At 61.9% G+C, this 16,312-nt stretch carries 14 protein-coding genes; 4 read left to right on the plus strand and 10 right to left on the minus strand.

Annotation, left to right across the window (positions count from 1 at the left end; all coding sequences use genetic code 11):
• Window positions 1-18: 18 nt before the first annotated feature.
• Window positions 19-1,629 carry a gamma-glutamyltransferase family protein gene (locus tag GN234_RS00690; protein ID WP_176687620.1) on the plus strand — a complete coding sequence of 537 codons (1,611 nt, stop codon included), beginning with the start codon at window positions 19-21 and terminating at the stop codon, window positions 1,627-1,629.
• A 9-nt stretch (window positions 1,630-1,638) separates the two neighbouring features.
• Here the strand turns inward: GN234_RS00690 and GN234_RS00695 are convergent, their stop codons facing one another.
• From GN234_RS00695 to GN234_RS00705, 3 genes are all read right to left on the minus strand, one after another.
• A complete protein-coding gene (locus GN234_RS00695; RefSeq protein ID WP_109753201.1) occupies window positions 1,639-2,655 on the minus strand; it encodes an NADP-dependent oxidoreductase in 1,017 nt (338 codons plus the stop codon).
• A gap of 98 nt (window positions 2,656-2,753) precedes the next feature.
• Entirely contained in the window at window positions 2,754-3,542 is a 789-nt protein-coding gene (locus GN234_RS00700) for an SDR family NAD(P)-dependent oxidoreductase (RefSeq protein ID WP_176687621.1), read from the minus strand.
• Between the two features lie 80 nt (window positions 3,543-3,622).
• Complete coding sequence (locus GN234_RS00705; protein WP_109753199.1) at window positions 3,623-4,717, minus strand: alkene reductase; 1,095 nt, start codon at window positions 4,715-4,717, stop codon at window positions 3,623-3,625.
• Between the two features lie 181 nt (window positions 4,718-4,898).
• On the opposite strand from GN234_RS00705, the gene GN234_RS00710 reads away from it, so the two are divergent.
• Window positions 4,899-5,486, plus strand: a complete 588-nt coding sequence (locus tag GN234_RS00710) for a TetR/AcrR family transcriptional regulator (protein ID WP_109753198.1) — start codon at window positions 4,899-4,901, stop codon at window positions 5,484-5,486.
• A 27-nt stretch (window positions 5,487-5,513) separates the two neighbouring features.
• Here GN234_RS00710 and GN234_RS00715 read toward each other — a convergent pair whose 3' ends face one another.
• From GN234_RS00715 to GN234_RS00740, 6 genes are all read right to left on the minus strand, one after another.
• The gene (locus tag GN234_RS00715) at window positions 5,514-6,506 is read right to left on the minus strand and encodes a LacI family DNA-binding transcriptional regulator (protein WP_163858180.1); all 993 of its coding nucleotides are present in this window, start codon (window positions 6,504-6,506) and stop codon (window positions 5,514-5,516) included.
• Between the two features lie 75 nt (window positions 6,507-6,581).
• Window positions 6,582-8,084 (minus strand): glycoside hydrolase family 32 protein, encoded by a 1,503-nt coding sequence (locus GN234_RS00720; protein ID WP_176687622.1) that lies wholly within the window; start codon window positions 8,082-8,084, stop codon window positions 6,582-6,584.
• Window positions 8,081-9,226 (minus strand): ABC transporter ATP-binding protein, encoded by a 1,146-nt coding sequence (locus GN234_RS00725; RefSeq protein WP_163858182.1) that lies wholly within the window; start codon window positions 9,224-9,226, stop codon window positions 8,081-8,083. Before GN234_RS00725 ends, GN234_RS00720 begins: the two co-directional genes overlap by 4 nt.
• A gap of 31 nt (window positions 9,227-9,257) precedes the next feature.
• Window positions 9,258-10,100: a carbohydrate ABC transporter permease gene (locus GN234_RS00730; protein ID WP_116832693.1), complete on the minus strand. Its 843-nt coding sequence runs from the start codon at window positions 10,098-10,100 to the stop codon at window positions 9,258-9,260.
• On the minus strand, window positions 10,097-11,059 hold the full coding sequence (locus GN234_RS00735; protein WP_176687623.1) for a carbohydrate ABC transporter permease: 963 nt from the start codon (window positions 11,057-11,059) through the stop codon (window positions 10,097-10,099). Before GN234_RS00735 ends, GN234_RS00730 begins: the two co-directional genes overlap by 4 nt.
• 21 nt (window positions 11,060-11,080) lie before the next feature.
• On the minus strand, window positions 11,081-12,355 hold the full coding sequence (locus GN234_RS00740) for an ABC transporter substrate-binding protein (protein ID WP_163858185.1): 1,275 nt from the start codon (window positions 12,353-12,355) through the stop codon (window positions 11,081-11,083).
• 169 nt (window positions 12,356-12,524) lie between these two features.
• On the opposite strand from GN234_RS00740, the gene GN234_RS00745 reads away from it, so the two are divergent.
• On the plus strand, window positions 12,525-14,081 hold the full coding sequence (locus GN234_RS00745) for a carbohydrate porin (protein WP_163858187.1): 1,557 nt from the start codon (window positions 12,525-12,527) through the stop codon (window positions 14,079-14,081).
• A gap of 123 nt (window positions 14,082-14,204) precedes the next feature.
• Here the strand turns inward: GN234_RS00745 and kdgR are convergent, their stop codons facing one another.
• Window positions 14,205-15,155, minus strand: coding sequence for a DNA-binding transcriptional regulator KdgR (gene kdgR / locus GN234_RS00750; protein WP_233459509.1), 951 nt, complete (start codon window positions 15,153-15,155; stop codon window positions 14,205-14,207).
• A gap of 154 nt (window positions 15,156-15,309) precedes the next feature.
• On the opposite strand from kdgR, the gene GN234_RS00755 reads away from it, so the two are divergent.
• Window positions 15,310-16,311, plus strand: a complete 1,002-nt coding sequence (locus GN234_RS00755) for a sugar kinase (protein ID WP_116834236.1) — start codon at window positions 15,310-15,312, stop codon at window positions 16,309-16,311.
• Window position 16,312 lies beyond the last annotated feature (1 nt).

Raw genomic sequence — 16,312 nt, forward strand, 5'->3', positions numbered from 1 at the left:
TATTGAAGAGCCTTCGCCATGCTGAAATTTTCTGCCCACGAGTATCCTTATCCATCGCAACGCCAGAGCGTTTTCGCCCGTCGGGGCATGGTCGCCGCGTCCCAGCCCCTGGCTGCCCAGGCGGGCATCGAGATCATGCAAAAAGGCGGCAATGCCATCGACGCCGCCATCGCCACGGCGGCGGCGCTGACGGTGGTGGAACCCACCGGTTGCGGCATCGGCGGTGACGCCTTCGCCCTGGTCTGGTGCAAGGGGCAGTTGCACGGCCTCAACGGCAACGGCCATGCACCCGCCGCCTTGAGTATCGAAGCGGTCAGGGCCGCTGGTCATGAACAGATGCCGCTCTATGGCTGGACACCGGTGACCGTCCCGGGTTGCCCATCGGCCTGGGCCGAGTTGTCCCGACGCTTTGGCAAGCTGCCCTTTGCCGAGCTGCTGCAACCGGCGATCAGCCTGGCGCGGGATGGCTTTGCGTTGTCGCCGGTGGTTGCCCATCAATGGCAGATCGCGGTGAACGAGTTCACGCCCCATCGCGATACCGTCCTGGAAACCTGGTTCGATACCTTTCTGATCGAAGGCCGTGCGCCACGGGCCGGGGAGGTTTTTCGCAACCTGGCCCAGGCCCGCACGCTCCAGGAGTTGGCCGACACCCACTGCGAAAGCCTCTATCGCGGTGCATTGGCCGAGCGCCTGGACGCCCATTCCCGAGCCAGTGGCGGTTACCTGCGCGCCTCGGACCTCAGGGATTACCGCGCCCAGTGGGTCGACCCTATCCACGTCAACTACCGAGGCGTGGATGTCTGGGAGATCCCGCCCAGTGGGCAGGGCCTGGTGGCCTTGATGGCGCTGAAGATACTGGAGGGCTTCGACTTCGATCATCGTGACAGCCAGCAGACCTGGCATCGCCAACTGGAGGCGATGAAGTTGGCCTACAGTGACGGCCTGCACTACATCACCGACCCGCTGCACATGCGTGTGGCGGTGGTTGACCTGCTCAGTGATGACTACAGCGCTCGCCGGCGCGGGCAAATCGGCGAACAGGCCCAACCGCCCGTGCCCGGCGACCCCCACGCCAGCGGCACGGTGTACCTGGCGACCGCGGATGGGGAGGGCAATATGGTCTCGTTCATCCAGAGCAATTACCACGGGTTCGGTTCCGGCGTGGTGTTGCCCGACAGCGCTATCGCCCTGCAGAACCGTGGGCAGGAGTTCAGCCTCGATCCGAACCACGCCAACTGCCTGGCCCCGGGCAAGAAGACCTTCCATACCATCATTCCCGGATTTCTCACCCGCGATGGCGAGGCCCTCGGCCCCTTCGGCGTGATGGGCGGCTACATGCAGCCCCAGGGGCATGTGCAGATGGTCATGAACCTGGTGGATTTTGGCTTGAACCCGCAAGCGGCCCTGGACGCACCGCGCTGGCAATGGCTGGGGGGCATGAAGGTCGGGATCGAGCACGGGGCGTCACGGGACTTGGCCAACGCCCTGGCGCGACGGGGGCATGAGGTCCAGATCGCCAGCGACCTGACCGACTATGGCCGCGGCCAGATCATCCTGCGTGACCCGGTCAGCGGCGTGCTGTGCGGCGGGACCGAGCCTCGGGCGGATTCGCATATTGCTGTTTGGTGATGAGCGGTTTCACTCATCGGCCATTCCTGAGTGAACCTTGATGACAACCTTGCCCTTGGACCGTCCTTGTTCGACGTAGTCCAGGGCCTCGGCCGTCGCGTCGAAGGGGAAGGATCGGTCGACCACCGGCTTGAGGTTGCCGGACTCGACGAGCGTGGCGATTTCACGCAGTTGCGGACCACTGGCGCGCATGAACACGAAGGCGTAGCTCACGCCCTTTCGGCGGGCCTTGCGGCGTATACCGCTGCTCAACAGGCCCGTGATCAGTCTCAGCGGCCAGGAAAACCCCTGGGCCTGGGCGAACTGCGGGGTGGGTGGCCCCGAAATGGAAATGAGCTGGCCGCCGGGTTTGAGGATCTTCAGCGACTTCTCCAGTTCATCGGCGCCCAGGCTGTTCAACACGACGTCATAGTCCTGCAGAGCGCTTGAGAAATCCTGCTGCTTGTAATCGATGACAACGTCCGCCCCCAGCGCTTTGACCCAGGGCACATTGCCGGTGCTGGTGGAGGTTGCAACGAAGGCACCGAGGTGCTTGGCAAGCTGGATGGCGAGGTTGCCGACGCCACCTGAACCGGCCTGGATGAACACCTTTTGTCCTTTCTTCAATCGGGCTGTTTCAACCAGTACCTGCCAGGCCGTCAGGGCGGCCAAGGGCAGGGCGGCGGCTTCTTCCATGCTGACGTTCATGGGTTTCATGGCCAGGGCATTTTCGTTCACTGCAATCTGCTCGGCGAAGGTGCCGATGTGCCCGTCCGGGGCGCGGGCATAGACTTCATCACCTGGCTTGAATTGCTGGACGCGGGATCCCACACGCACCACGACCCCGGCCAAGTCATGGCCCAGCACCAAGGGAAATGAATAGGGCAGGATCAGTTTGAATTCGCCTTGGCTGATCTTGGAGTCCAGTGGATTGACGCTGGCGGCATGCACGCGGACCAGAACGTCGTGGTCACCCACTTCAGGGGCTGGTAGGTCGCCCATACGGCCACTGTTCCTGCCGTAGCGGTCGATTAAAAATGCCTTCATGGTGCTTTGCTCTCATAAGGGATGCAGCGCAGTGATCACCCGCCAGGCATCCAGGAATACCGGCGCTTTCCTTCGCGCCGGCGTCCGTTAGACGATGATCACGCCGGGTCTTGATAGCGTTCGGCAACATGGGACTGCCTGATTTGCCCGAGCAGCCCTTGGCGCGCTGCCTGCAAGGCATCCCAGCGTGCCTCTTCATGCAAGGGCGGTATGGTCACTGGCTCGCGACGATCAAAACCAACCAGCGCAGCATCGACCAGGTCACCGACTTCCATGATCTCATTCAGGGTATTGATATCGATGCCCGCGCGCTCCCATATCTCGGTACGGGTGGCCGCTGGCAGGACGGCTTGAACATAGACGCCTTTAGGGGATAGCTCCAGGCTGAGTCCCTGGGACAGAAACAACACGAAGGCCTTGGTCGCCCCATAGACCGACATCCCGAACTCCGGTGCCAGGCCAACAACGGAGCCGATATTGATGATCGCACCGTCACCCGCTTTGACCAGGCGTGGGGCGATGGCGCTGGCCAGCCGGACCAGCGCGGTGGTGTTGAGCGACACCAGGTGCGCGACGCTGTCGGTCGATTGCTCGATGAAGGATCCGGATTGGGCGGCACCGGCGTTATTGACCAGGATGCCGATGTTGGCGTCATCGCGCAGTCGGGCTTCGACGGCCGTCAGATCGCTGATCCGGGTCAGGTCGGCCTGGAGAATATCGACGGCAACGTTGTGTTCGCTGCGCAGCTTGGCGGCCAGCGCTTCCAGGCGCGCGCTGTCGCGGGCCACCAGGACCAGATCGTGTCCACGTTGCGCAAAGCGCTGGGCATAGACAGCGCCGATGCCGGTGGACGCGCCAGTGATGAGAACGGTTGTGCGAGTGTCCATGGGGCAGTCTCTTCTTCAAGGGGGTTGATGAGTGAGTCGCGCGCGCTGTCGTTCAGGCGTGCGGTCGGGTCTGGCCGGTGTTACCGCACGCTGGACTCAGCGAGCGTTGGGTAGTCGATGTAGCCCGTCGCACCACCTCCGTAGAGGGTAGCGGGATTGAACGCCGACAAAGGCGAGCCGGTTTTCAGCCGCTCCACCAGATCCGGATTGCCGATGAACGGCCGGCCGAAGGCGATCAAATCAGCCTTGTCTTCGACGAGTCGTGAGGTGGCCAGGTCCAGGTCGTAGCCGTTGTTGGCGATGTAGGTGTTTTTGAAGCGCTGGCGCAAAGCACCAAAGTCGAAGGGTGCAACGTCGCGCGGTCCGCCTGTCGCACCTTCGACCACATGCAGATAAACGATATCCAGGGCGTTGAGCTGGTCGACCAGGTAGTCGAACTGAGGCTGTGGCGCGCTGCTGGACACACCGTTGGCCGGCGAGACAGGCGATATGCGCAGGCCGGTGCGTTTGGCGCCGACTTCTTTCACGACGGCCGCGGTCACTTCCAGCAGCAGGCGAGCACGATTTTCAATCGAGCCGCCGTAGGCATCGGTACGCACGTTGGCGCCGTCCTTGATGAACTGGTCCAGCAAATAGCCGTTCGCGCCGTGGATTTCTACACCGTCAAATCCCGCAGCGATGGCGTTCGCCGCTGCCTGGCGAAAATCATTGACGATCCCGGGCAATTCGCTGATGTCCAGCGCGCGCGGCGCCGAGACGTCCTCGAAACGGTTGTTGACGAATACCTTGGTCGCCGGACGCAAAGCGGAGGGTGCCACTGGCGCGGCGCCGTTCTCTTGCAGGTCGACGTGGGAAACGCGGCCGACATGCCACAACTGCAGAAAAATTCGCCCGCCTTTGGCATGCACGGCATCGGTGACCGTACGCCAGCCGTCGATCTGCGCCTGGGTGTAGATCCCGGGTGTGTCCTGATAACCCTGCCCTTGCTGCGAAATCTGCGACGCTTCGGAGATGAGCAGGCCTGCTGACGCTCGCTGGCTGTAGTAAGTGGCAGCGAACTCGCTCGGTACAAAGCCTTGCCCCGCACGGTTACGTGTCAGCGGTGCCAGGACCACTCGGTTGGACAGCGTGAGATCACCCAGCTTATGGGGTGTGAACAGATTCCGGTCGGTCATGGCGTCTTGTTTCCGTAGGTTTGGATAAAGGATCGCGTGCAGTCTGGCGAGGCATCGACTCAGTCGAGCTCGGTCTGTTATTAGGATGATGATCGAAATCTAAGCTGTCAACGAATTTGATTACACCCGACATCTATGTATGATGCGAGCATGATTTTCGAGCAGCACGAGGGAGTGAAAAATGCGAGTGACCAAGGCCCAGGCCCAGGCAAATCGGGAGCACATCGTCAAGACGGCCTCTGTCCTGTTTCGCGAGCGAGGCTTTGACGGCGTAGGGGTGGCGGACCTGATGGCGGCCGCCGGCTTCACCCATGGCGGTTTCTACAAACATTTCGGCTCCAAGGCCGACTTGATGGCAGAAGCGGCCGCCAGCAGCCTTGCGCAATCGCTGACCGACAGCTCGGGCCTCGGCGTGCCTGGGTTCATCAATCTTTACGTGTCCAGGGACCACCGTGACGGCCGGGGCGACGGTTGCACCCTGTCGGCCCTGTGTGGGGACGCTGCGCGTCAATCGCCTGAGCTGAAGGCCACCTTTGCCAGCGGCGTGGAAAACACGCTGGCCGCACTCGAACGCCACTACGAGGCGGGGCAAGACGCGCCGCAGGAGACGATCAGGGCCAAGATGCTCGACACGTTGGCGCATGCCGTCGGTGCGATCATGTTGTCGCGCGCCTGTCCGGACGATTCCGCGCTGGCCGATGAAATACTCGAGGTTTGCCGCGCCCGGATAATCGCGGCGCTGCCGCCGTCGCCGGCGAAGCAGCCTTGATGCAAGGACACCGGGTACCGATTGACCTTATAGCGACGCCCTGACCACCAGTGGGCAATCCACGGGCTGGGCACCCGATACCTCGAGGTTCTCGATCAGGTGCCGGGCAGCCTGGCGACCGATCTCGTAGTACGGCAGTTGTACCGTTGTCAGGGGGGGGATGAACAACTCAGCGATGCCGATCATGTTGTCATAACCGAGCACAGCGACATCGTCGGGAATCTTCAGGCCACGGCCCAACAACAGCTGATAGGCACAAAAGGCAATGCGATCGTTGCCGCAGACCAGGATGTCGAATTGCGGACGGCCGTCGACGATATGCCGGTCAAGAATGGCGGCGGTTTCACCATAGGCGTCGTGATCGGAAAGGTCGTATTGCAGGAGTGCCTCGGGCGCGAGCGCGAATGTCTGGCAGGCGCGTTGCAGGCCTTGTTGGCGCAGGCGCCAGGCAACGCTCTTCCTGGGCAAATTGATGCACAGCGGGCGCCGATAGCCTTGGCTCAACGCATGCGCCATGGCTCGATGCTGTCCAGCTTCATCATCCGGCACATAACTGACCAACTGGTTGTCGTCCGCCAGGCAGTTGGCGAGCACCAGCGGTTTGCTCTTGAGTCGCTCGGGAATGCTCACCTGGCGCAATCCCATGGCGCTGAAGATCAATCCGTCAGGGCGATGCGACAGCATCAGGTCGATGTTCTGGTCGGTGGGCGGGTTGCTCAACAGGTTGAGAATGAAGACGTTCCAGCCTGCCTGCTGCGCGGTCTGTTCGATGGACAACAGCAACTCGACGGCGAATGGCGTGGTTGCAGTGTCCAACGCGAACACACCGATGGTGCGCGCCTGCAAGTTGTCGCCGCGCATCCTGCGCGCCGACAGGCTCGGTACGAATTGCAGTTCATCAATGGCGCGACGTACCCGCTGAAGGGTCTCGGGGCTCAGTTTTTCCGGCGTGTTGAGCGCGCGCGAAACCGTCATCAGGGATACGCCGGCCAGCTGTGCAACGTCTTTCACGGAAGTCATGCGAAGTGCGGCCAGTCAGGTTGACGCAGAATCATGACACAGGGCCCGGGCTTCTCGCGACTCCAATGGCGGTACTCACAGCCAGCCCGAGGCCAACGGCCACGCCTTGGGAATGGCGACGCGCCCGCCAGTGCCGTTTGCCAACAGTTTCACCCCGAGGCTGTCGGGCCGCGGATAGAGGCGGCTGCTGAGGCTGAAGCGGCCGTTTTCCTCAAACACTTCGATGGACGAGCGATCGAGAAACACCCGCAGGTGCAGTCGCGTTTGTGCCCGTTCTATCGACACGCTGCGCTGACCGCTCACCTGGGCGCCCGAGTGGCTGCGATCGAGCACCAGGCGTTGCAGTGACGCGTCGTAGTAAAGCAGGGTTTGCTCCTGATCATCGGCACTGCAGCGCAAGGCGATGCCCAGGTGGCCTTCGGTACAGTCGAGCAGATCCAGGTGCACGTGGATTTCGAGCCTGTCGCCTTTCACCTGCGGTACCCAGCGGCTGCCCGACTCGCCCCACGGCGCGATGCTCGGTAACGGCGCCTGGCGCAGCGCGACCAGTTCCCGCGCCGGAAACACGCCAAGGCGATCGCCCTGCAGTTCAAGCTCGCGGGGCAAGCCAAGCATGCCGCACCAGTGATGGGCCTGGCTCGGCATCGGGCTTTCCCACATGTCCAGCCAGGCCCACACCAGGCGCCGACCATCGGCGGCCTCCAGCGTTTGCGCGGCATAGAAATCGTGGCCGTTATCCAGTTCGATGAACGGCCCGCCGGTGAAGTGCCATTCACTGTCGAGCCGGCCAATGCGGTAGCCGGTCTGGTACTTGTTGAGTCGTTCGTAGCCAACTGGTCGCATGCCCTGGGGGGAGTACAGCAGTACGTCACGCCCGTTCAGGCGAAACAGGTCCGGGCATTCCCACATGTAGCCATCGCCCTCGTTGCCGCTGGACACGTAGTCGAGGAATTCCCAGGCGCGCAGGTCGGTGGAGCGGTACAACGGCAGCAGCGGCGTGTCGCCCAGGCGCGCGCCGGCAATCAAGTACCAATAGCCATCCGCCTGCCAGACCTTGGGGTCGCGAAAGTGCATGATCGCGGCTTGCGGTGCGTCCTCTATGACGGCGCCATGCTTGACGAACCGGACGCCGTCGACACTGGTGGCCAGGCACTGGACCTGGCGTATCAGACGTTCGTCGCCGACTTCTCCCAACCATGTGTGCCCGGTGTAGATCAGCGCCAGGGTGTCGCCACACACCACCGCACTACCGGAAAAACAGCCGTCGCGGTCGAAGTCATCCCCCGGTGCCAGGGCAATGGGCAGATGCTGCCAATGGACCAGGTCGGCGCTTTTGGCGTGCCCCCAGTACATCGGACCCCATTTGGCGTCGAAGGGGTGGTGTTGGTAGAACACGTGGTATTCGCCACGAAAAAACACCACCCCGTTAGGGTCGTTCATCCAGCCCGCGACAGGCGCCAGATGATAGTCAGGGCGATAATCGTCGATGACGCGGGACTGGGCGTCACTCAACGCCTGCTGCGCACGTTCGAGAGGAGTTGGCATGGGTGCGTTCATGGTATTCACAGACGGGGTCATAGAACGCCTGCTTTTGGCGAGCGCTGGGGGATGTCCTGTGCAAGGACTTCAATGACGGCAGGATGGCGTCTCAGGGCTGTATCGTCGGCATCGAACAGGTGCAGATTGTCGAACGCCAGTTGCAGTTCAACCCGATCGCCCACGTGCCATCCGGCGTTGACCTCGCAGCGACAGATCAAGGGTTCATCCTCGCCTGTCTCCAGGTGCACGTAGGTCTCGCTGCCCAGGTATTCGACCCCGGCCACGACGACTCCGGCGTTTCCCTGCGCGGCTATGAGCGACACGTGTTCCGGGCGAACCCCGAGGGTCAGCGGGCTGTCCGCTGCCAGGTGGGCGCTGTCGAAGGGAAGGGACGTCATCCCCAATAAAGGGCTATCGATCAGGCTGGTTTCGCCGGGAGTATGCAGGCGTGCCGGCAGAAAGTTCATCTTGGGCGAGCCGAGGAAACCGGCGACAAAACGGCTGGCCGGATGCTCGTAGAGTTCCCGTGGCGAGCCGACCTGCTCGATACGGCCGCCATTGAGCACGACAATCTTGTCGGCCAGGGTCATCGCTTCAACCTGATCGTGGGTCACGTAGATCATGGTCGAGCCCAATCGCCCATGCAGTCGGGCGATTTCGTTGCGCATCTGCACGCGCAGGGAGGCGTCCAGGTTGGACAGCGGTTCGTCGAACAACAGGATGTCTGGTTCCCGTGCCATGGCCCGGCCCATGGCGACCCGCTGGCGCTGGCCTCCCGAGAGTTCCCTTGGCTTGCGTTGCAACAGTTTGTCCAATTGCAGGATCTGCGCGGTTTTCAGCACCCGCTCGCGCAGGCTGGTCTTTTCGGTCTTGGCCAGCTTGAGGCCGAAGCTGATGTTGTCGTAGACGCTCATGTGCGGGTACAGCGCATAGGACTGAAATACCATGCCGACGCCGCGCTCGCGCGGTTCCAGGTCGTTGACCCGGCGTCCGTCGATCAGCAGGTCGCCGCCACAGATCGAATCCAGTCCGGCGATCAATCGCAGCAGGGTCGACTTTCCGCAGCCCGAAGGGCCGACGAAGACCACGAATTCACCCGCCGAGATTTCCAGGCTGACGTCGCGAAGAATGCGTGCGCCGCCCAATTGTTTGTTCACGTTGTCCAGCTTCAACTTGATCACGATGCTGTTCCTTTCTTGTCTGTGTTGGGCCTCAACCCTTTAACGCGCCGGCAGTGAGGCCGGAAACGATGCGGCGCTGGAAGATCAGCACCAGAACCACCAATGGGACCGTGACCAGCACCGACGCCGCCATCAACAGGCCCCAAGGCAGCTCATGGGGGCTGCCCCCGGAAATCAGCGCGATGGCGACCGGGACCGTGCGTTGCGAGTCGGTCAGGGTGAAGGTCAGGGCAAACAGGAACTCGTTCCAGGCGGCGATGAAGGCCAGGAGGCCGGTGGTGACCAGGGCCGGCCAGAGCAATGGCAACAGCACGCGGGTCAGCGTGACCCAGGGGGATGCACCGTCCATGATGGCGGCCTCTTCCAGTTCATGAGGCAGTTGTCCCATGAAGGTGGTCAGCACCCAGACGGTGAAGGGCAGGGTGAAAATCGTGTAGCTCAGGATCAACGCCCAGGATGTGTTGTACAGGCCTAGGGCACGGATCACCTCGAACAATCCCGACAGCACCGCGACTTGCGGAAACATCGAGACACCCAGGACCATCATCAACACCGTACCGCGTCCGCGAAACTTCACCCGACCCAAGGCATACGCGGCGGTCAGGCTGAGGAACAGCGCCAGCGTGACCACGCACAGCGCCACCACCAGCGAGTTGCCGATGGCCCGCAGGAACGAGGCCTGGTTGAGCACGGCGGCATAGTTGGAGAAATCCGGGTTATCGATCCAGTAGCTGACCTGGAACAAGGCGCTGGACGGCTTCAGCGACGTCACGATGGCGTAGTAGAAAGGGAAGACTGCATACACCAGCAAGATGCCGATCAGGCACCAGAACCCGAGACGCAGCAGGGCTTTTTTCAGCAGGCGCGGGCTCATGAGCGGACCTCCAGCTGACGGCGTCCGAGGTACAGGTAAACCATGGCGATCACCGCAACGACCAGGAACAGCAAGGTCGAGGCGGCGCTGCCGTAACCGACGTCCTGGAACTCCACCAGATGTTGGCGGGCATAGACCGACATGCTCATGGTGCTCGACGAGTTCGAGGTCAGCACATAGATGACGTCGAATACCCGCAAGGAATCGAGGATGCGAAAGATCGCCGCCACCAGCAACGCTGGCATCAGCAGCGGCAGGGTGACCCACCAGAACACTTTCACCGGGTGGATGCCGTCGACCCTGGCGGCTTCGTAGCAGTCGCTGGGCAACATCTGCAAGGCCGCCAGCATCAGCAGGGTGACGAAGGGCACGGTCTTCCAGACGTCGACGATGATCACCGCCCACATCGACAGATCCGCATCGGCGGTCCAGGCCAGGGGCGCGTCGATCAGGCCGAGGCCCAGCATCAGGTGATTGATGATGCCGAACTGATCGTTGAGCATCCATGACCAGATCTTCGCCGAGACGATGGTCGGGATCGCCCAGGGGATCAGGATCAACGCCCGCACCAGGGCGCGTCCGCCGAACTGGACGTTGAGCAGCAACGCCACCAGCAGCCCCAGGACGATTTCCAGCCCCACCGACACCACGGTGAAATGCAAGGTGTTGCGCACCGCGTTCCACCACTGTGGATCGACAAGCAGGCCTGACCAACCAGCACTGCTGTGAAACAGATAATTACTCAAGCCGACAAAGGTCGCGTCGCCGGTGTCGGCCAGGCTGGCGTCGGTCAGGCTGAACCAGAAGGTGCGCAACAACGGCCAGGCCGCCACCAGCGCCAGGCACAGCAGCATCGGGGTCAGGAACAGCCAGGCGGCGCGAACGCGACGGCGTTGTACCGGCGTTTCCCGGGTGAGCAGGTACTCGTCGTCGGGGGCGAGTGTGGTGGAGACAGACATGGTGATTTCCTTCCTTGTGGCTTACCAGTTCCGGCGTTTGATGCGCGTGAGTTCGCTTTCCAGTTCGGCCAGCGCCTGATCCACCGGCCGCTCGCCCGCCAGCACGCCATGCACTTGATCGAAGAACGCATTGGAGACCCGTGGATAGCGGTCGGCGGTGATTGAAGCGGGGCGCATGACCCCATCGTTGAGGATGCTGCGCAGTTGGCTGTAGTAAGGCATGGCCGCGAGCAATTCGGGGTCCTGGTACAGCGATTCGATCACTGGGTTATAGGCGCCAACCAGGGCGCGGTGTTTCTGCTGTTGGGCGCTGCTCAGGTAGCTCACCAGTTCTGCGGCGAGCTTGGGATTGGCGCTGTAGCGCGATACCGCCAGGCCCCAGCCGCCGAGGGTGGATGCGTGGGAACCCATCGCGCCGCCGCGGGGCAGGGGAGCGACGCCGACCTTGTCTTTAACCGCGCTGTCCTGGCTTTGCACCAGGGCCCAGACATAAGGCCAATTACGCATGAATAACGCATTGCCCGACTGGAAGACGCCGCGCCCTTCCTCCTCGGTGTAATTGAGCACGCCACGGGGGGCGATGTCCCCGACCCAGCTCTTGGCCAGGGTCAACGCCGCCCTTGAGGCCGGGCTGTTGACCACGATGTCGCCTTGCGCGTTGACCAGCCCGCCTTGGGGTTGGCTGCTGATCCACTCCAGGGCATTGCACGTCAGGCCTTCGTAGGCGCGGCCTTGGAATACATAACCCCAGGCATTGGCGTTCCCGGCATCGCGCTCGGCCTGCTGGACAGTCCTGGCGGTCGCCGTCATTTCCTCCCATGTCTGGGGCACGGGCTTGTTGTACTTCTCGAGCAGGTCCTTGCGGTAATACAACAGCCCTGAGTCGGTGAACCACGGCATGGTCACCAGGCGGCCGTTCACCGTGGCGTTGTCCACCTGGGCCTGGAAGTAACCCTGGGTAGCGTTGGCAGGCAGCACCTCGCGCAGATCCATCAAATGCTTGGCCAACATTCCCGGCCACACCATGTCGATCTGGATGATGTCGATGTCGCTGGACTGGGCGCTGAGGATCTGTTGGTAGAACGACAACCGCTCGGTCGCCGAGTTAGGCGTGGAAACCACCTCGACGCTGTTGCCGGTCTGCTTCGACCACGCCTCGACGGCTTCCTTGCAAAGCTGCAATTCAGCACCCACGGCACCGCAGGAAATCGTCAGGTTGGCGGCTGTGGAGAGGCACGGAAACCCGACACAAAGGCCGAGCAGCGCCGCTGGAAGGAGCGATTTGAGCTGTTTCATAAAGCCCTCTTTATTTTTGTTTTTAGAAAAGTTAACGTTAACATCGCCAAATGTAGCAGTGTATTTGCGATGAGGCATCCTTTTTTTCCTGAGTTTTGACAATTCAGAACCTGGGTGAAAAAGGCCGCTCACGGCAACAGAACAATAAAAACAAAACAGGGAAATCCACATGCAGAAAGCATCAAGCTGGCTACTCGCAAGCGTGCTCGGCGCCTCGGCGGCCACCTCTCAGGCCGCGACTCTGGAAGAGCGCATGGCCGCGTTCGAGGCCCGTGCCAGCGCAGCGGAAAAGCGTGCCGCCGCCGCCGAACAACAAACCCAGGCGCTTGCCAGGGAACTGCAGCAAATCAAACTCGCCGCGCCCGCCATGCAACCGTCAGTGTCCACCGCTGAGGCCCCCACGCTGGATGCACGCCTGGCCAAACTCGAAGCCCGCCAGCAAAGTACGGAAAAGCAGGGCAGTGGCCCACACCTCACTGACGGCTTCAGCTTCAAGGGCTACGCCCGCTCCGGGTTGCTGATCAATGATGGGTTGGGCGGCGGTCGTGGCGGCCCGTATACCACCCCGGCGGGCTCTGTCGGTGGCGCCGTCGGGCGACTTGGCAACGAGGACGACACCTACATGCGCATCGACCTGTCGAAAGAGCTGTACGCGCAGAACGGCACCCGCTCCAAATTCACGGTGTCCATCGCCGATGGCGTGGAGAGTTCCAACGACTGGACCGCCGAGGAAAGCAACCTGAACGTGCGCCAGGTGTTTACCGAACTCGATCACCTGGCGGCATTCAAGGGCAACTCGATGTTCGAAAATTCCACCCTGTGGGCAGGCAAGCGCTTCGACAGGGACAACTTCGACATCCATTGGCTGGACTCCGACGTTGTCTACCTGGCCGGCACCGGCGGCGGTATCTACGACGTGCAGATGAACAAGGACTGGCGCTCGAATTATTCGCTGATCGGTCGTAACTACGGGGATTTCAGCGAGGGCGGCGTCAATGCCGATGTGGAAAGCTACATCCTGACGTCCAACCAGTTTTTTGACGGTGGGCAGTGGCAGTGGATGTTCAACGCCATTGGTTCGAAGAAAAACGACTTCGGCACGCGCACCAATGAAGCGGGGCTGACGCCGGCCGATTCCGGCTTGCACAGCATGGTCGCCAATCACCAGAAAACTTTCTTCGGCCGCGAGGGCTTCTTCAAGACCGCGCTGCTCTATGGGCAGGGTTTGGGGGCTGAGGTCAAGAACATCGGCGCTGATGGCGAACTGATCGACGATGCCCGTGCCCTGCGTGTGGCGCTGTACGGCGAGACGCCCCTGGCGCCCAACTGGCGCATCGGCCCGAGCTTGTTGGCCGAGCAAAGCAAGGACCGCTACGTCAAGGGCGACGACTATCGTTGGATGACCCTGAACGTGCGGTTGGCCAACGAAATCAACAGCAATTTCGAAATGGCCTACGAGATGAGTTGGCAAACCATGCAACTCGACCCCAAGGGCTACCTGCAACGCAATGCGGTCGACGGCAACTTCTGGAAGTTCACGGTCGCCCCGACCTTCAAGCCCGACCTGGGCGATCTGCTCACGCGTCCCGAGCTACGCCTGTTCGCCAGCGTGATGAACTGGTCGTCGGACCTGGACCGGTACAGCACCACGGATTCCTTCGGCAAGACCGACTTCAACGCCGGCGGCGTCTGGCAGTACGGCATGCAGATGGAAACCTGGTTCTGAGACCCGCCAGTCGAGACCTGTGGGAGCGAGCTTGCTCGCGATAGCGGTGGATCAGCCTGGACAGGTGTTGGATGTGCCGCCGTCATCGCGAGCAAGCCCGCTCCCACAGGTAATGTGGTCCACTTAGGAAAAACGTGGACTCTGTGGCGAGGGGAGCTTGCTCCCGCTCGGCTGCGAAGCAGTCGTGAACCGGCGGTTGCGGTGTGTCTGATGCTCCGCATTCGGCAGGTTTTGGGGCCGCTGCGCAGCCCAGCGGGAGCAAGCTCCCTCGCCACGGTTGTCGACGGCTATTACCGTGCATGCCAACCCAGCTGACCTGAGATCTGTTGGGTGGCTTGCATCAGTTGCTTGACGTAGTCCTGCTTCAACTCTTCCCTGAAGCGAAAGCAGGGGGAATGAAACGCTCATCCCGCCGATCACGTGGCCAAAGCGGTCGCGGATTGGTGCCGCCAGGCAACGCATGTTGTCTTCGAACTCTTCATGATCCTCGGCGTAGCCTTGTTGGCGAACGGTCTCCAGTTCCTGCAGATACGCCTCGGCACTGGTCAAGGTATTGGCTGTGCGGCGCTCGAAGCTTTCCTGCGCAAGGTGCGCCAGCAGCTCTTCTTCTTCAAGCCAGGCCATCAGCACCTTGCCGATGCCGGTGCAGTACAGCGGTGCCCGCCGACCGATCCGCGAGTACATGCGCAGGTTGTACTTGGAGTCGATCTTGTGCACGTAGACGATGCTGCCTTCGTCGAGAATCCCCAGGTGGACGGTCTCGCCCGTCAGCTCGTTGATCCGCCGCATGCCCGGCTCCGCTTCCCGGACGATGTCGAGGTGGGGCAGGGCCTGGGCGCCCAGTTCGAAGAGCCGCACGCTGAGGCGATAGCGATCCTCGGCATCCTGCACCACATACCCCCGCGCCTTGAGCGACTGCAAAAAGCGATAAACCGTGGCCTTGGACATGTCCAGTTTGGTGGCGATTTCCGAGACGCCGCTTTCTTCCGGATGCTCGGCCAGTGCCTCGAGCACGGCCATGGTCCGGCCCACTGCCGACACCAGCTCGTTGTTTGGAATGACGCTGTTGTCCATGAAGGCTCCAACGTGAAAAGTAAAACCCAAGGATATACGCAAGCAGAACAAAACGCTGTTTCATTTTTGCTTGACGAGGCCGGAAATCTGACTAGACTCGGGCCTTGAGATAAAAATGAAACGCCGTTTTAAAAACAAGAAAGGCGCGTTGATTATGGATATAACGCTTAACCATGGCCCGGAGATCCGCTTCGCCCGTCCACTGAAGGTGGCGTTGGTAGGGGAATGCATGATCGAGATGCGTGGTGAACCGGGTGCCGCGATCATGCAGACCTTCGGTGGCGATACGCTCAACACCGCGGTCTACCTGGCCCGATTGAATCCCCGTGGCGCAGTTGCCCTGGACTACATGACGGCCGTAGGCAGCGATGCGTTCAGCGTTGCCATGCGCCGGTCCTGGCTGGATGAAGGGATCGGTGACGTCCATGTCCGCGTGATTGAAGACGCGCTGCCGGGGCTGTATTTCATCCAGACCGATCCGCGTGGCGAGCGGCGTTTCCTCTACTGGCGCGGGGAGGCAGCGGCGCGGCGCATGTTCGACGGCCCCGAGGCCGACACCCTGCTCAATGGACTGGCCGATTACGACTACGTCTACCTGAGCGGCATCAGCCTGGCGATCCTTACGCCAGAAGGGCGCCAACGCCTGATCCAGGCCTTGCATCTGGCGCGCCGAGGGGGCACGCGCATTGTTTTCGACAACAACTACCGTCCCCACCTCTGGCCCGATCCCGAAGCGGCCCGGCAGGTCTACCGCGAACTATTGCGCCTGACCGACCTGGCCCTGATCACCTGGGAAGATGACGCCATCCTGTTCGGCTACCGCGACACCGATGCCTTGTTCAGTGCTTATGCGCAGGAGGGAGTCGGCGAAGTGGCCCTCAAGCGCGGCGCCGACTCCTGCTTGATCCAATGCCCGGCAGGCCGTTTCGAAGTGCCCGCCCAGCATGTTGCCCATGTCATCGATACCACCGCCGCCGGCGATTCGTTCAACGCCGCTTACCTGGCCTGCCGCCTGCGGGGCGGCGACCCGGAGCAGGCCGCCCGCTGGGGTCATCGCCTGGCGGCCCAGGTTGTCCAGTATCGGGGGGCGCTGATTCCCCAGGCGGCGATGCCGAACATGGGCGCGTCCTCTCTTTCTTCTGTTGCACAGGTCTGAC

The organism is Pseudomonas bijieensis, assembly GCF_013347965.1.
Taxonomy (GTDB): Bacteria; Pseudomonadota; Gammaproteobacteria; order Pseudomonadales; family Pseudomonadaceae; genus Aquipseudomonas; species Aquipseudomonas bijieensis.

Coding starts and splice junctions, on each gene's coding strand:
- GN234_RS00690 (WP_176687620.1), top strand. CDS start 19: ATGCTGAAATTTTCTGCCCACGAGTATCCTTATCCATCGCAACGCCAG.
- GN234_RS00695 (WP_109753201.1), bottom strand. CDS start 2,655: ATGAAGGCATTTTTAATCGACCGCTACGGCAGGAACAGTGGCCGTATG.
- GN234_RS00700 (WP_176687621.1), bottom strand. CDS start 3,542: ATGGACACTCGCACAACCGTTCTCATCACTGGCGCGTCCACCGGCATC.
- GN234_RS00705 (WP_109753199.1), bottom strand. CDS start 4,717: ATGACCGACCGGAATCTGTTCACACCCCATAAGCTGGGTGATCTCACG.
- GN234_RS00710 (WP_109753198.1), top strand. CDS start 4,899: ATGCGAGTGACCAAGGCCCAGGCCCAGGCAAATCGGGAGCACATCGTC.
- GN234_RS00715 (WP_163858180.1), bottom strand. CDS start 6,506: ATGACTTCCGTGAAAGACGTTGCACAGCTGGCCGGCGTATCCCTGATG.
- GN234_RS00720 (WP_176687622.1), bottom strand. CDS start 8,084: ATGACCCCGTCTGTGAATACCATGAACGCACCCATGCCAACTCCTCTC.
- GN234_RS00730 (WP_116832693.1), bottom strand. CDS start 10,100: ATGAGCCCGCGCCTGCTGAAAAAAGCCCTGCTGCGTCTCGGGTTCTGG.
- GN234_RS00735 (WP_176687623.1), bottom strand. CDS start 11,059: ATGTCTGTCTCCACCACACTCGCCCCCGACGACGAGTACCTGCTCACC.
- GN234_RS00740 (WP_163858185.1), bottom strand. CDS start 12,355: ATGAAACAGCTCAAATCGCTCCTTCCAGCGGCGCTGCTCGGCCTTTGT.
- GN234_RS00745 (WP_163858187.1), top strand. CDS start 12,525: ATGCAGAAAGCATCAAGCTGGCTACTCGCAAGCGTGCTCGGCGCCTCG.
- kdgR (WP_233459509.1), bottom strand. CDS start 15,155: ATGGACAACAGCGTCATTCCAAACAACGAGCTGGTGTCGGCAGTGGGC.
- GN234_RS00755 (WP_116834236.1), top strand. CDS start 15,310: ATGGATATAACGCTTAACCATGGCCCGGAGATCCGCTTCGCCCGTCCA.